Origin of the sequence: Streptomyces sp. AK08-02 (assembly GCF_033795085.1) — a bacterium.
GTDB classification, from domain to species: domain Bacteria; phylum Actinomycetota; class Actinomycetes; order Streptomycetales; family Streptomycetaceae; genus Streptomyces; species Streptomyces echiniscabiei.
In genome coordinates, this window is sequence record NZ_JARAZV010000001.1 from 685196 (window position 1) to 699441 (window position 14246).

The window sequence follows — 14246 nt, forward strand, 5'->3', positions numbered from 1 at the left end:
CGGTCAGCTGTCGCGCAGGTCCCGCACGATCGGCTCCCACACCTCGGCGCCGATCTCGTACGCGGTGTAGAAGGAGACCCGGTCGACGAGCGCCCCGTACCGGCGCCGGATCTCGTCCGCCACCCGCTCCGGCTCCGCCACCACCGCGAAGGTGTGCAGCACCTCGTCGTCGACGAGGCCGCCCATCGCCTCCCACTTGTCCTCGCGGGCCGACTTGGAGAGGGCGTTGAGCTCGTCGCCGAGTTCGCCCCAGCCGTGCAGTTCGAGGACCCCGCGATAGGCGGGCGTGCTGCCGTAGAAGGCGATCTGCCGACGGGTGCCGTCCACCGCGCGGGCCATCTCCTCCTCGGTGCGGCCGGTCGCGGTCAGCAGGAGATGGGAGACGGAGAACTCGTCGCGGGTGCGGCCGGTGGCGGCCAGGCCGGCCTCCACGGTCGGCAGTGTGACCTCCCGCAGATAGCGCTCGGTGGTGAACCCGTGTGCGAGGAGGCCGTCCGCGACCTCGCCCGCCACCCGGGTCATCGCCTCCCCGACAGCGGCCACGAACACCTTGGGCGGGCCGCCGGGCGCGGGCGGGGGAGAGAAGAAGGGAGCCATGAGCGTGTGCGTGTAGAAGTCGCCGCGGAAGTCGAGCCTCACGCCCTCGTTCCAGGCGGCCCAGACGGCGTGCAGCGCGCTCACGTACTCCCGCATACGGGCCGCGGGCCGGCTCCACGGCATCGAGAAGCGCCGCTCGATGTGCGGTTTGATCTGGCTGCCGAGGCCGAGTGAGAAACGCCCGCCGGAGTACGTCTGCAAGTCGTGTGCCGTGTAAGCGAGTTGCATGGGGGAGCGGGCGAACGCGACCGCGATGGCGGTGCCGACTTCCAGCCGCTCGGTGTGCTCGGCCGCGAGCAGCAGTGGCAGGAAGGGGTCGTGCTTGGACTCGGAGGCCCACAGGCCGTCGTAACCGGCCTTCTCGTGGTGCCGTGCCTCCTCGACCACCTCGCCGGTGCTCCACACGTTGAGTTTGCCGTCGACCTTCATACCGCTCCTCCGACCGCTTCCATGCCGATGCGCTGGGCGAGCAGTTCCCGGTGGTACGCCGGGTCGCCGAACAGCAGCTGTGACGTCTTGGCCCGCTTGAGATACAGATGGGCCGGGTGCTCCCAGGTGAAGCCGATTCCGCCGTGGACCTGGATGTTCTCCGTGGCCGCCCGCAGACAGGCGTCGGAGCAGAAGGCCTTGGCCAGGCTCGCCACGGCGGGCAGGTCCGGGGCGTCGTTCTCGGCGGCGAGCAGGGCGTAGTGCGCTGCGGCCCGCGCCGACTCCACCTCCAGGAGCACGTCGGCCAGCAGGTGCTTGACGGCCTGGAAGGAGCCGATCGGCCGTCCGAACTGGTGCCGCACCTTGGCGTACTCCACGGCCGTGTCGAGTGTGCGGGAGGCCACCCCGACCTGTTCGGCGGCCAGCGCCACCGCGGCCCGGTCCAGGACCTCCGCGACCAGCTCCCAGCCGCCGCCGTGAGTCCGCAGCCGGATCGCCGGCACGCCGACGTAGTCGAGGCGCGCCTGCCGGCGGGTCGGGTCCATCGTGGGCAGCGGTTCCCGGGTCAGTCCGGGCGCGTCGCCGTCCACCAGAAAGACGCCGATGCCGTCACCGGTCCCGTCACCGTTTTCCTCGTCGGTTCGGGCCACGGTGAGGACGACGTCGGCGGCGGAGCCGTCGAGGACGAACGTCTTGTGCCCCGTGAGCAACCAACTCCCGTTGGATTCGCGGGCGGTGAGCCGCACTCCCGACGCGTCCCAGCGGGCGGAGTCCTCGGTCAGGGCCAGTGTCGCCACGAGCTCGCCGGCGGCCAGACCCGGCAGCAGGCGTTTGCGGGCCTCCTCGTCGGCGCACCGCAGCAGCGCGGTCGTCGCGAGCACGGCCGAGGACAGGAAGGGCGCGCACAGCAGCGCGCGTCCCATCTCCTCCATGACGACGCCCATCTCGACCGGCCCGCAGCCGGCTCCGCCGTACTCCTCGGGCACGGCCAGCCCCTGCAGCCCGAGCTCCGAGCCCATCCGGCGCCACAGCGCCCGGTCGAAGCCCTCCGGGGTCTCCATCAGGCGCCGCACCTCGGTCTCGGGCGAGGTGTCGGCGAGGAACGCCCGCACCGTGCGCCCGAGTTCCTCCTGCTCCTCGCTGAACGCGAAGTCCATCCGAGTACTCCTCTCCGGCTCAGCTCTCAGGCTGAACTCCTCGGTTCAGGGCGGTGGTTCAGCGTCGGGCGCGCGACGCGACGATCCGCTCGACCGCCGCGACATGCTCCGGCGAGTGCATGGTGTCCCGCTCGGCGAGCAGGGCCGGTTCCATCACGGTGTCGAGGGCCTGCTCCAGGTGCCGGTTGACCGCGCGCTTGGTCTCGCGCAGTGCCTGCGCGGGCAGGGCGGCCAGGCGTCCGGCCAGGTCCATGGCCTCCTCCAGGAGCTTGTCCCCGGGTACGGCCCGGTTGGCGATGCCCAGCCGGACCGCGTCCTGGGCGCTCACCCGGTCGCCCAGGAACAGCAGCTCCTTCGCCCGGGTCAGCCCCACGAGCAGTGGCAGGACGTACGCACCGCCGTCGCCGGCGACCAGGCCGACCTGGACGTGCGGGTCGGCGAGGTAGGTGTCGTCGGCGATCAGGACGAGGTCGCTCAGCAGGGCCAGGCTGCAACCGAGGCCGACGGCGGGGCCGTTGACCGCCGCGATCACGGGAAGCGGGCAGCGGACCAGTCCGGTGATGATCCGCCGGGCCTCGTCGACGTTCCGCTCCCGGAAGGCGCTCTCGCGCTGGACCCGGGTCATGATCTCGAAGTTGCCGCCGGCGCTGAACGCCCGGCCGCGCCCGGTGAGCACGATCGCCCGTGCCGCGGGGTCCGCGGCGATCTCGGCCCACACCGACGAGAGGCCGGTGTGCAGCTCCTCGCTCATCGCGTTCAGCTGCTCCGGCCGGTTCAACTCGACCAGCCGGACCGGCCCGACGGCCGTCACCACCAGATCCGTCATCTCCACCGCCATCGTCCAGGGATCAGTTATTAGAGTTGAATGCTATAACTAATTAAGCTTTCTGGGAACTGGCCCGTGGAGTGACGGAGGACGCGCGTGGCGGAGCAGGAGTACGAGACCGTGCGGGCCGAGGTGACGGACCGGATCCTCACCGTCACCCTCGACCGGCCCGAGAAACTCAACGCCTTCAACCCCCGGATGATGCAGGACCTGCTCGACGTCCTGGACGCGGCGGACGAGGACGACGGGATACGGGTGATCGTGGTGACCGGCGCCGGACGCGGCTTCTGCGCGGGTGCCGACGTCAGCTCGGGCGGCTCGTCCTTCGACCACCGCAAGGCGGGCGCACGGCACCGGGACACCGGTGGCCGGGTCGCGCTGCGGATCTTCTCCAGCACCAAGCCGGTCATCGCGGCGATCAACGGCCCGGCGGCGGGTGTCGGGGCCAGCATGACCCTGCCCATGGACATCAGGCTGGCGTCGACCTCGGCGAGGTTCGGCTTCGTCTTCGCCCGCCGCGGCATCGTGCCGGAGTCGGCGGCGAGCTGGTTCCTGCCTCGCGCGGTCGGTATGCAGCGGGCCATGGAGTGGGTCGCGACGGGCCGCGTCTTCGGCCCCGACGAGGCCCTTGCCGCCGGGCTCGTCCGCTCCGTCCACCCCCCGGCGGAGCTCCTGCCGGCGGCGTACGAACTGGCCCGGGAGATCGCCGACCACACCTCGGCGGTCTCGGTGGCCCTCGCACGGCAGATGATGTGGCGGATGCTCGGCGAGCCGCACCCCATGGCCGCGCACCGGCTCGACTCGCGGATCATGAGCGAGATCGGCGGCGGCCCCGACCCCGTCGAGGGAGTCGAGTCCTTCCTGGCCAAACGGCCCCCCGAGTTTCCGGGCCGGATCAGCGAGGACATGCCGCCCGTCTACCCCTGGTGGCAGGACGAGGAGTTCCGTCCCCTGGGGGACTAGGGCCGGAGCTCCCCGAGCCGAGGAGATCTGGCTGAAACATTGTCGTAGTTTGCTCGAAGTGTTAGCGTCCCGACGGCGGGCATTCAGTTGAATGCGCTGAACCATTCACCGCCTGGACGGTAACCATGAACGATGGTTTCCTGCACGAATCCCTTCGCGGCGTCGACTGGGGGGTCGCCACCGCGGACACTCTCGCGGCCCCGCCGCCACCCCCGCAGGAACGCGGCGGGCACTTCCGGCAGTGGACCGACGACATCGGGCAGCTGCTCGGCGTCACCCCGGACGCGCACCGTATGGTCGCCGGCTGGCCGCAGCTCCAGCCCGGCGGCCCCGGCAGCTGGGACCCGGCGGCGCTGGACCGCTGCGACCGCGCGCTCGACGGCCTGCTCGCACAGGGGACCCGCCCCGCGCTCACCCTGTTCGACCGTACGCTGCCGCCCTGGCTGGACGCGGCCGGCGGCTGGCTCGCCCGTGACACCGCCGAGCACTTCGCCGCGTACGCGGCCGAACTGGGCCGGCGGTTCGGCGACCGGGTGGAGCGCTGGATCACCTCGACCGACCTGGCCGGTCCCACCCTCGCGGACCATGTGGCCGGAATGTACTCCCCGGGCCGGGGCGCGGGCCGCGCGGGGCTGCCCGCCGTACACCACATCCTGCTCGCCAACGGGCTCGCCACCCAGGCCCTCCGAGCCGTCGGCGTCCGAGGCCGGATCGGGACGACGATCACGCTTGTCGGCGGCTACGCGGCCACGGACGACCCCTACGACCGTCTCGCCCTGGAGCGACTGGAGAGCTGGACCAACCGCATCTTCCTCGACCCCCTGCTGCTCGGCGAGCACATGGTGACCGAGGAGGACGACAGTCCTGTGGCCGCCACCGGCTGCGTGCACCCCGGTGACCTGGAGGTCATCGCGACCGCCCAGGACCTGCTCGGTCTGTCCTGGCACACCCCGTTCCGGGTCACCGCGCCGGAGAACCTGCCCCGCGTACTGCCTGCCGCGAAGTGCGGCGGAGCCCTCAACGAGGTCAACCGGCTGTTCGTGGGCCTCGGCTTCGCGATCGTCCCCTTCGACGACGTCGAGACGACCGCCTACGGCTGGCCGATCATCCCCGAAGGGCTCGCCGACGCCGTTGCCGGCCTGTACGAGCTGTACGGCGACCTGCTGCCCCCGCTGGCCGTCGTCGACAACGGCATGGGAGACCTGGACCTGGTCGACGACACGGGCCGCAGCGACGACGCCCGGCGGCGCGGTCTGCTCCGCGCCCGGCTCTCCTGGCTGGCCCGGCTCGTCGACGCCGGAGTGGAGGTCTGCGGCTACGAGTACTGGTCGGTCCTCGACAACCTGGAGGCCAAGTTCCGCTACACCCGCCTCTACGCGATGGCGGTCCCGGACCACGAGGTCGCGCCGGAGCCCGCGATGCCGGCCGACTGGCTGCACCGCGGAGCCTTCGCCGGGGCGCCCCCCGCCGGTCCGGCGTGCGGGCTGAGCCTCGTACCCAGGGCTCCTGGTCAGGGCGTCGGCGCCTCGTAGTCCCGGCCGCGGATCAGCCGTACCGGGCAGTAGACGAGGACGTCCTCGTCCCGCTGGTTGCGTACGGTGATCCGGCTCGTCACCACGCCCCGGCCGGGCCTGCTGGAGGGGCGGCAGCCCGTCGTCTCCACGATCGCGTGCAGGGTGTCACCGACGTACACCGGCGCCCGCACGGTCAGCTCCATGTGCAGAAAGGCGAGACCCGTGCCGTGCAGGACGTTCGTCTGCAGGACGAGCCCCTCGGCGAGACAGTAGGTCAGCCCGCCCGGGACCAGCCGGCCGGTGTATCCACCCTCCGCCGCGTGCGTGGCGTCCCAGAAGAGCGGCTCGGTGAAGCCGCCCCAGGTGACGAAGTTGACCAGGTCGGTCTCGGTGACCGTTCGGCGGGCGGTCCGGAAGACCTGCCCGACCGGCATCTCCTCGTACGTCAACCCCTTGACCAGGGGCGGGACCTCGGTGGTGAGCTGCTGTGGCGTCATGATCGATCGGTTCCTCTCGTGGGGTGGTCAGAGATCGAGCGGGTGCTTCTCGCCCACGCCCTCGAAGTCGGGGGCGCGCTTGTCGCGGTGGGCGGCCAGCCCTTCGACGACCTCGTGTCCGCCGAAGCCGAAGAACTCCAGCCCGAGGGAGGCCTCGAAGATCGGCTGCGCGGTGCGGTACCAGTGGTTGAGGGACCGCTTGGTCCAGCTGATGGCGCTGGTGGGACCGGCCGCCAGGACGGTCGCCACGCGCAGCGCCTCCGCGTGGACGTCCGCGTCGTCCACGCACTTGGACACGAGGCCGATCCGCTCGGCCTCCTCGCCGGTGAGTGCCTCGCAGGTGAGCAGGTAGTACTTGGCCTTCGCCATGCCGCACAGCAGCGGCCAGCAGATGGCCGCGTGGTCACCGGCCGCGACCCCGAGACGTGTGTGCCCGTCGACGATCTTCGCCGTACGGGCGGCGACGGAGATGTCCGCGAGCATCCCGATGACCAGCCCCGCCCCGACCGCCGGACCATGGATCGCCGAGACCACCGGCTTGGAGCAGTTGATCACCCCGTAGACCATGTCCCGGGCCTCCCGCATCACCCGGGCACGCACCGCGTAGTCCCCGGTCATGGCGTCGATGGAGTCGAAGGTCCCGCCCGCCGAGAAGGCCCGGCCCGCCCCCTGGAACAGCACCACCCGGGTCTGCTCGTCCCGGTCGATCACCGGCCAGATCTCGGCCAGCTCCCCGTGCATGCGTGGATCGACCGCGTTGAGGTTCGGGGCGTCGAGCACGACACGCAGCACGCCGGGCGAGGGCCGCTCGAAGGTCAGGCTCGTGAACGGGGCGTAGAGATCGGTCACGTCGCGCTCCTGGTGTAATCAGTGCGGATACTATAATTATCTAACTGTATCGAGCGGAGTGCGGCAAGCGATCGGCAGACGCGTCGCACCGAGAACGGGAAGGTCGGCATGGACCTCGCCTTCACTCAGGAACAGGACGAACTGCGCAAAGTCGTACGGTCGTTCCTGGCCAAGTACTCCGACGAGGCGGCCGTACGCCGGCTGGCCGCCGATCCGGAGGGCCACGACGACTTCCTCTGGCGCCGGATGGCCGGTGAACTCGGCCTGCAGGGACTCGCCGTCCCGGAGCGGTACGGCGGCTCCGGTTTCGGCTACGTCGACCTCGGCATCGTCTTCGAGGAGGCGGGCCGCGCGCTGCTGTGCGGGCCGTACTTCCCCACCGTCGCCCTCGCCGCCGAGGCCCTGCTGCGCTGCGACGACGAGCGGGCCCGGCACGATCTCCTGCCGGGCATCGCGTCCGGCGAGGCGGTGGCCACGCTGGCGCTCACCGAGGACAGCGGCCGCTGGGACGAGCCCGGCATCCGTCTCACCGCCCACGACAGCGCCCAAGGGTGGCACCTGGCCGGTACGAAGACCTACGTACCCGACGGCCACCTCGCAGACCTGCTCCTCGTCGTCGCCCGTACGCCCGCCGGCGTCAGCCTCTTCGCGGTCGACGCCGCCGACGCGCCGGGCCTCACCCGCACCCCCCTCCCCACCCTGGACCAGACCCGCAAACAGGCCCGGCTGGAGTTCACGGACACCCCCGCCCGGCTGCTCGGCGCCGAGGGGAAGGCGTGGCCCGCACTGGAACGCACCCTCGCCACCGCCTCCGTCCTCCTCGCCGCCGAACAGGTCGGGGGCGCGACGGCGGCCCTGGACGCCGCCGTCGACTACGCCGGGATACGGGTGCAGTACGGGCGGCCCATCGGCTCGTTCCAGGGGATCAAGCACAAGTGCGCCGACATGCTGACGGACATCGAGGCGGCACGCTCGGCCGCGTACGGCGGGCTGTGGGCGCTGGACGCCGGCGACGACACGGAGATCGCCGTCGCGGCCGCCCTGGCACAGGCCTTCTGCTCGGAGGCGTTCACCAGGGCCGCAGGCGACAACATCCAGGTCCACGGCGGCATCGGCTTCACCTGGGAGCACCCCGCGCACCTGTACTTCAAGCGGGCCAAGAGCTCCGAGGTGCTGCTCGGCTCCCCGTCCTACCACCGGGAGCTGCTCGCGGCCCGGCTCGGCATCTGACAACAGGGTCTGACACCACACTCCGACACCACAAGGAGGCAGCAGACATGGAACTGGACTTCGGGCCCGCCGTACGCGACTTCCGCGACGAACTGCGGGACTGGCTGGCGGACCACCTCGTGGGCGAGTTCGCCGAGCACCGGGGCGTGGGCGGCCCCACCGACGGAGCCGCCTGGGAGGTCCGCCTCGCCTGGGACCGCGAGCTGTCCGCCGGGAACTGGCTGGGCGTCGGCTGGCCGGCGGAGTACGGCGGACGAGGCCTCGGACTGCTGGAGGAGATCGTCTTCGAGTACGAGTACGCCCGGGTGAACGCCCCCTACCGGGCGACGGTCAACGCCCTCGACCTGCTCGGCCCCATGCTCCTCGAAGTGGGCGGCGAGGAGCAGAAGAAGCGCTTCCTGCCGCCGATCCTCGCCGTCGAGGAACTGTGGGGCCAGGGTTTCAGCGAACCCGGCGCCGGCTCCGACCTGGCCTCGGTCCGCACCCGGGCCGAGCGCGACGACGCGGGAGAGTGGGTGGTGAGCGGGCAGAAGGTGTGGACGTCCTTCGGCATGCACGCCGACTGGCTCTACGTCCTGGCCCGCACGGACCCGGACTCCGTCCGCCACAAGGGCCTGACCATGCTGCTCGTGCCCACCGACCAGCCGGGCGTCGAGATCCGCCCCATCCGCAACCTCGCCGGACAGGACGAGTTCGCCGAGGTGTTCCTCTCCGAGGCCAGGACCGGCGCGGACCTGGTCGTCGGCGAGGTCGGCCAGGGCTGGCGCACCGCGATGGCCACACTCGGCATCGAACGCGGTACCACCCTCCTGCCCCAGCAGCTCACGTTCGAGCGAGAGGCCGAGGCGCTGATCGACCTGGCCCGGGAGCGGGGCGCGCTCGACGACCCGATGCTGCGCCGCCGGATCGTCGACGCCTGGATCTCCGTACGCATCATGCGCACCACCAACCTGCGGACCATCGCCGAACTGACCGCAGGCCGCGTCCCGGGCGCCCAGGCCACGACCGCGAAGCTGTACGCGTCCACGCGCCATCAGCAACTCGGCCATCTGGCACAGGAGTTGGCCGGGCCCGCCGGGCAGATCTGCGGCGCGGACTACGGTCTCGACACCCGGCAGCGCTCCTTCCTGCTCTCCCTGGCGGAGACGATCTACGGCGGGTCCAGCGAGATCCAGCGCAACATCATCGGCGAGCAGGTGCTCGGTCTGCCGAAGGAGCCCAGGCCGTGACCCCGGCGCCCACGCTCACGGAACGTCTCGACCGTGTCGAGTCGCACCTGGCGATCCAGCAACTGCCCGTCCGCTACGCGCTCGCCGTGGACGCCCGTGACCTCGACGCCTGGGCCGGCTGCTTCCGGCCCGACGTGTCCATGGGACGCCACGGCCAGGGCCGGGAGGCGCTGCTGACGTACATCGATCCGCTCGTCCGGGGCTTTCACCGCTCCGTCCACCAGATCTGCGGACACCGCATCGAGTTCTCCGGCGGCGACACGGCCACCGGATCCGTCTACTGCCGTGCCGAGCACGAGGTGGGGGAGCGGTGGATCGTCATGGCGATCCGCTACCTCGACGACTACGCGCGCGTGGACGGCGAGTGGTACTTCTCCCGGCGCCGTGAGCAGCACTGGTACGCGGCCGATGTGACCGAACGTCCCCAGCAGGTCGGATTCGAGGGCTGGGAGGGCGCCGGACATCCGGCGCTGCCCGACGCGTTCCCGTCCTGGGGACCTTTCTGGAAGGAGACGTGATGCGGCGGTTGGCGGGGAGGACGGCATTGGTCACCGGCGGCGGGCAGGGCGTGGGCCGCGGAATCGCGCTCGCGCTGGCGGCCGAGGGGGCGGCGGTGGTGATCACGGGCCGTACCGAGGCCACACTCGAGGAGACCGCCGGGGAGATCACCGGGCGCGGCGGCCGGGCCCACACCGTCATCGGGGACGTCGGTGAACGGGCCGACGTCGACCGGATGGTGGCCGAGACGGTACGGGCGTTCGGCGGACTGGACGTGCTCGTGAACAACGCGCAGACGTCCGTCCAGCGCCGGTTGGAGGAGACGTCGTACGACGATGTCGAACTCGCCTACCGCAGCGGCCCGTTGGCGACCTTCCACGCGATGCGGTCGGCTCTGCCCCATCTGCGGGCCAGTCGCGGCAGCGTCGTCAACCTGGGTTCGTCGGCCGCGGTGCAGGGAGAGACGGGCTTCGCGGCCTACGCCATGGCCAAGGAGGCCGTCCGGGGGCTGACACGGGTCGCCGCGCGGGAGTGGGGAGCGTACGGGATCCGTGTGAACGTGGTCTGCCCGGCGGCGCTGAGCCCGGCGGCGGAGGCGTTCTTCGCCGCTCACCCGGAGAAGGCGGAGAGCGTGCTCGCGGGTATTCCGCTCGGCAGGATGGGCGACCCGGAGACCGACATCGGGCGGGGGGTGGCCGCGCTGGTCAGCGACGACATGGCCTATCTGACCGGCGCGACGCTGATGCTGGAGGGCGGCCGCACCCTGATCGGGTGAGGCCGGCCCCTCCCAGGACGGCCTATACGACGCCCCGGGCCCGCAGCCCCGCGAGCTGATCCTCCGTCACACCGGCGAGCCCGGTGAGGACTTCGGCGGTGTGCTCGCCCAGCGCGGGCGGCGGGGCGTACCCCGCGACCGGTGTCGCCGTGAACCGGATCGGGTTGGCGAGCAACGAAAGCCGCCCCGACACCGGGTCCTCGACCTCCACCAGCATCTCCCGATGCCGTATCTGGGGGTCGGCGAAGACCTCGGGCATCTCGTTGAACGGGCCTGCCGGAACGCCGTGTCGGTCGAGCAGTGCCAGCCAGTCGTCCCGGGTCCGGGTGCGCAGGACCGCCTCCAGGACCGGCAGGATCTCCTCGCGGTGCGCGATCCGGGCGGAGGTCGTGGTGAACCGGGGGTCCTGGAGAAGGTCGGTGCGGTCGGCGGCGGCGCAGAACGCGGCGAACTGCTTGTCGTTGCCCGCGACCAGGAACAGCGGCTTGTCCTGGCACATGAACGCCTGGGACGGGATTCCGCCGTAGCCGCCGTTGCCGCGCCGCGTCGGCACCTCGCCGGAGACGAGGTAGTTCATGGCGAAGTGCGACAGGGAGGCCAGTCCGCAGTCCAGCAGGGACAGATCGATGAACTGGCCCTCACCGGTGACGTCCCGGTGCCGCAGGGCCGCCAGTACGGCTGTCGAGGCGTACAGGCCGGTGAGGATGTCCACCATGCTGACGCCGACCTTCATCGGCTCCTCGGGGTGCCCGGAGACACTCATCATCCCGGACATGGCCTGGAAGACGCCGTCGTAGCCGGGGCGTTCGGCGTACGGGCCGGTCTGGCCGAAGCCCGTGACCGATAGGTAGACCAGCCGGGGGTTGAGCTCGCGCAGGCTCTTGTGGTCGAGGCCGTACTTCGCCAGCGTTCCCGTGCGGAAGTTCTCGACCAGCACGTCCGACCGGGCGGCCAGGGCGCGGATCAACTCCTGCCCCTCGGCGGTGGCGTGGTTGAGCGTGACCGACCGCTTGTTGCGGTTGCAGGAGAGATAGAAGGCGGCGGTGTCCGTGCCGGCGGCGAACGGTGGCCCGTACGACCGTGAGTCGTCGCCCGTTCCGGGCCGTTCCACCTTGATGACCTCGGCGCCCAGGTCGGCCAGGAGCTGTGTGGCCAGGGGCGCGGCGAGCACGCGGGACAGATCGAGGACGCGGATCCCGGCCAGGGCGGTCGACGGCATCGGGGTTCTCCCTCTGTTCACAGACAGCGAATGAGTTATATAAATAATACATCTGGCGCCAGGATCAAGGCCCGCTTGATTGCTTCAACTATCCAATTCATGTAACTATATGGATCGGTCGACAGGCCGAGACCGGAGGGCGTGCTGATGACCGTCGCGGCGAGGACCCTCAGCGAACAGGAACAGCGCGAACGCCGGGCCTGGTTCCGGGCGCGCTGGGAGCGCGGGGTCGCCTTCAACCGCCGCTGCCGTATCAGGGTGACCCGCTGGGACCCGGAAGCCGTCGAGATCGTGCTGCCCTACGCGGAGTCCCTCTCCGCCCACGAGGGCCTCTTCCACGGCGGGGTGATCTCGGCCCTCATCGACACCGCCGGCTCGGGAGCCGTGATCGCGGGGCACGACTTCACCAAGGGGAGCCGGCTCAGCACCGTGTCGATGTCGGTGCAGTACCTCGCGCCCGCACGAGGCCACGAGGCCGTCGCCTACGCACGCTGTGTGCGCCGCGGCCACCGGCTGCACTTCGCCGACGTCGATGTGATGACCGACGGGCGCATCTGCGCCCGGGGACAGGTGGTCGTGACCATCTCCGGGGAACGGCAGGGCGTCGGCGATCCGATACCCCCGGCCGACTCCGTGGTCCCCGCCGATCCCACCGGCTCCATCGACCCCGCAGAGCCCACCGACCATCGAACCGCTGACGGAGGCATGACGCGATGACTGACGAGCAGCCCGCCCAGGACGACGACCTGGTGCTGTACGAGGTCGACGAGGACGGCGTCGCCACCGTCACCCTCAACCGGCCCGAGCGCAGGAACGCCTGGAGCCTGCCCATGGAGCGCCGGTTCTTCGCGCTCCTGGACGAGGCCGCACAGGATCCGGCCGTCCGTGCCGTGATCGTCACGGGTGCGGGCCGGGCCTTCTGCCCGGGCATGGACGTCCAGCGACTGGAGCAGAACGCCCGGCCTGGCCAGTCCCTCAACCTCCAGGCCCGCGTCCCCATGTACAGCAGGCGGCTGCTGCCGAAGCCGATGATCGCCGCCGTCAACGGCGCCTGCGCGGGCATCGGCCTCATCCAGGCGCTGATCTGCGACATCCGCTTCGCCGCCCGGGGGGCCCGCTTCACCACCGCCTTCACCCGGCGCGGCCTGGCCGGCGAGTACAACCTGCCGTACGTGCTGCCGCGCGTGATCGGCCTGGAGAAGGCGCTCGACCTGCTGCTGTCCGGCCGGGTCTTCGACGCCGACGAGGCGAAGGACCTCGGCCTGGTCAGCCGCGTCGTCGAACCCGAGGACCTGCTGGACGCCGCCCGCGCCTACGCCCGGGACATCGCCCGCAACTGCTCCCCCCGCGCCATGGCCGTCGTACGTCACCAGGTGTACGGCGACCTCGACCGCACCTTCACCGACGCGCTCGCCCGGTCCTACTCCGCCATGGAGTTCTTCGCTGGCTCGCCGGACTTCCGTGAGGGCGTCGCGAGCTTCGTGGAGAAACGCGAGCCGAAGTTCGAGGGCCTGCCCCCGGACTTCGACCCGGACGAGGCCACCCGCGACGCGTTCCTGCCGTACTGAACCGAGAGGCATGACGATGACAGGGCAGCCGTTTCCCGTCGAGGCCGGGCACATCATGATGTTCGCCCGTGCCGTCGGCGACGAGAACCCGGCGTTCCAGGGCGCGAACGCCCTCGCACCGCCCACCTTCACCATGGCGAGCGCCCACTACGACCCCGAGTACCACCTGCGGCCCAAGCCGGGGGAGGAGTGGTACGGATCCGGCGGCGGCCCCGGCGTGATGGCCGAGGGCGGCGGCGGGCTCCACGCCGAGCAGCACTTCGAGTACCACCGCCCGGTGCGCGCCGGTGAGACGCTTCACGCGCACACCGTGCCTGGCCGCAGCTGGGAGAAGCAGGGCCGCAGCGGCCGGCTCCTCTTCAGCGAGCGCATCACCGAGTACCGGGACGCCGACGGCGAGCCGGTCGTCAGCGCCGTCACCGTGGCCGTCGTACCCGAGGGCCCCGCGACCCCGAAGGACGCCCGATGAGCCTGAGCACGGACGAGATCAAAGTGGGCGAGACACGTGAGCGCGTCCTCGTCGAGGACCTGAAGCGCACCCGGATCGTGCAGTACGCGGGCGCCTCAGGCGACTTCAACCCGCTCCACACCGACGAGCGCTTCGCCGTCGAGGCCGCCGGCTACCCGGGAGTGTTCGCGCACGGCATGCTGACGATGGGCATGACCGGCCGGATCCTGACCGACTGGGTCGGCACCGAGTCGCTCCTGCGCTACGGAGTCCGCTTCAAGGCACAGGTCTGGCCCGGCGACACCCTGACCTCCACGGCCACCGTCGAGTCCGTCGAGGACACCGGCAACGGGCCGGTCGCCCACTTCTCGCTGCGTACCGTCAACCAGGACGGTGTCGAGGTGGTCGCCGGCACGGCGGCGGCCCGCCTGGAGCCCTGAGCCGGTG

16 protein-coding genes are annotated in these 14246 nt (G+C 71.2%); 10 read left to right on the plus strand and 6 right to left on the minus strand.

Annotated features, from left to right (window positions below; all coding sequences use genetic code 11):
* Nucleotides 1–3: 3 nt before the first annotated feature.
* The 3 genes from PV734_RS03055 to PV734_RS03065 are packed head-to-tail and all read right to left on the minus strand — an operon-like array spanning nt 4 to nt 3009.
* The gene (locus tag PV734_RS03055) at nt 4–1026 is read right to left on the minus strand and encodes an LLM class F420-dependent oxidoreductase (protein WP_319091923.1); all 1023 of its coding nucleotides are present in this window, start codon (nt 1024–1026) and stop codon (nt 4–6) included.
* Complete coding sequence (locus tag PV734_RS03060) at nt 1023–2183, minus strand: acyl-CoA dehydrogenase family protein (protein WP_319288684.1); 1161 nt, start codon at nt 2181–2183, stop codon at nt 1023–1025. The genes PV734_RS03055 and PV734_RS03060 overlap by 4 nt, the downstream gene beginning before the upstream one ends.
* Nucleotides 2184–2241: 58 nt before the next feature.
* Complete coding sequence (locus tag PV734_RS03065) at nt 2242–3009, minus strand: enoyl-CoA hydratase/isomerase family protein (protein WP_319091925.1); 768 nt, start codon at nt 3007–3009, stop codon at nt 2242–2244.
* Between the two features lie 96 nt (nt 3010–3105).
* Here PV734_RS03065 and PV734_RS03070 point away from each other — a divergent pair, with 96 nt between their 5' ends.
* Complete coding sequence (locus PV734_RS03070) at nt 3106–3972, plus strand: crotonase/enoyl-CoA hydratase family protein (protein WP_319288685.1); 867 nt, start codon at nt 3106–3108, stop codon at nt 3970–3972.
* Nucleotides 3973–4097: 125 nt separating this feature from the next.
* On the plus strand, nt 4098–5504 hold the full coding sequence (locus PV734_RS03075) for a glycoside hydrolase family 1 protein (protein ID WP_319288686.1): 1407 nt from the start codon (nt 4098–4100) through the stop codon (nt 5502–5504).
* On the opposite strand, the gene PV734_RS03080 is transcribed toward PV734_RS03075, so the two are convergent.
* Together PV734_RS03080 and PV734_RS03085 are read right to left on the minus strand one after the other, a co-directional pair.
* Nucleotides 5483–5983 carry a MaoC family dehydratase gene (locus tag PV734_RS03080; RefSeq protein ID WP_319288687.1) on the minus strand — a complete coding sequence of 167 codons (501 nt, stop codon included), beginning with the start codon at nt 5981–5983 and terminating at the stop codon, nt 5483–5485. The two genes, PV734_RS03075 and PV734_RS03080, sit on opposite strands and share 22 nt — an antisense overlap.
* Before the next feature lie 27 nt (nt 5984–6010).
* Nucleotides 6011–6832: an enoyl-CoA hydratase/isomerase family protein gene (locus PV734_RS03085; RefSeq protein WP_319288688.1), complete on the minus strand. Its 822-nt coding sequence runs from the start codon at nt 6830–6832 to the stop codon at nt 6011–6013.
* Nucleotides 6833–6940: 108 nt separating this feature from the next.
* On the opposite strand from PV734_RS03085, the gene PV734_RS03090 reads away from it, so the two are divergent.
* From PV734_RS03090 to PV734_RS03105, 4 genes are read left to right on the plus strand one after another with little or no spacing between them, the layout of a single operon-like run.
* On the plus strand, nt 6941–8062 hold the full coding sequence (locus PV734_RS03090; protein ID WP_319091930.1) for an acyl-CoA dehydrogenase family protein: 1122 nt from the start codon (nt 6941–6943) through the stop codon (nt 8060–8062).
* 47 nt (nt 8063–8109) lie between these two features.
* Nucleotides 8110–9291, plus strand: coding sequence for an acyl-CoA dehydrogenase family protein (locus tag PV734_RS03095; RefSeq protein WP_319288689.1), 1182 nt, complete (start codon nt 8110–8112; stop codon nt 9289–9291).
* Nucleotides 9288–9809, plus strand: a complete 522-nt coding sequence (locus tag PV734_RS03100) for a nuclear transport factor 2 family protein (protein ID WP_319288690.1) — start codon at nt 9288–9290, stop codon at nt 9807–9809. Before PV734_RS03095 ends, PV734_RS03100 begins: the two co-directional genes overlap by 4 nt.
* Nucleotides 9809–10564, plus strand: a complete 756-nt coding sequence (locus PV734_RS03105) for an SDR family NAD(P)-dependent oxidoreductase (RefSeq protein WP_319288691.1) — start codon at nt 9809–9811, stop codon at nt 10562–10564. The genes PV734_RS03100 and PV734_RS03105 overlap by 1 nt, the downstream gene beginning before the upstream one ends.
* Before the next feature lie 22 nt (nt 10565–10586).
* Here PV734_RS03105 and PV734_RS03110 read toward each other — a convergent pair whose 3' ends face one another.
* The gene (locus PV734_RS03110) at nt 10587–11783 is read right to left on the minus strand and encodes a CoA transferase (protein ID WP_319288692.1); all 1197 of its coding nucleotides are present in this window, start codon (nt 11781–11783) and stop codon (nt 10587–10589) included.
* A gap of 147 nt (nt 11784–11930) precedes the next feature.
* Here PV734_RS03110 and PV734_RS03115 point away from each other — a divergent pair, with 147 nt between their 5' ends.
* Genes PV734_RS03115 through PV734_RS03130 form a run of 4 tightly spaced genes read left to right on the plus strand, consistent with a single transcriptional unit; the run spans nt 11931 to nt 14239 of the window.
* Nucleotides 11931–12500, plus strand: a complete 570-nt coding sequence (locus PV734_RS03115; RefSeq protein WP_319091935.1) for a PaaI family thioesterase — start codon at nt 11931–11933, stop codon at nt 12498–12500.
* Complete coding sequence (locus tag PV734_RS03120) at nt 12497–13351, plus strand: enoyl-CoA hydratase-related protein (RefSeq protein WP_319091936.1); 855 nt, start codon at nt 12497–12499, stop codon at nt 13349–13351. Before PV734_RS03115 ends, PV734_RS03120 begins: the two co-directional genes overlap by 4 nt.
* A gap of 16 nt (nt 13352–13367) precedes the next feature.
* A complete protein-coding gene (locus tag PV734_RS03125) occupies nt 13368–13820 on the plus strand; it encodes an FAS1-like dehydratase domain-containing protein (RefSeq protein ID WP_319288693.1) in 453 nt (150 codons plus the stop codon).
* Nucleotides 13817–14239: a MaoC family dehydratase gene (locus PV734_RS03130; RefSeq protein WP_319091938.1), complete on the plus strand. Its 423-nt coding sequence runs from the start codon at nt 13817–13819 to the stop codon at nt 14237–14239. Before PV734_RS03125 ends, PV734_RS03130 begins: the two co-directional genes overlap by 4 nt.
* The last annotated feature ends 7 nt before the right edge of the window (nt 14240–14246 follow it).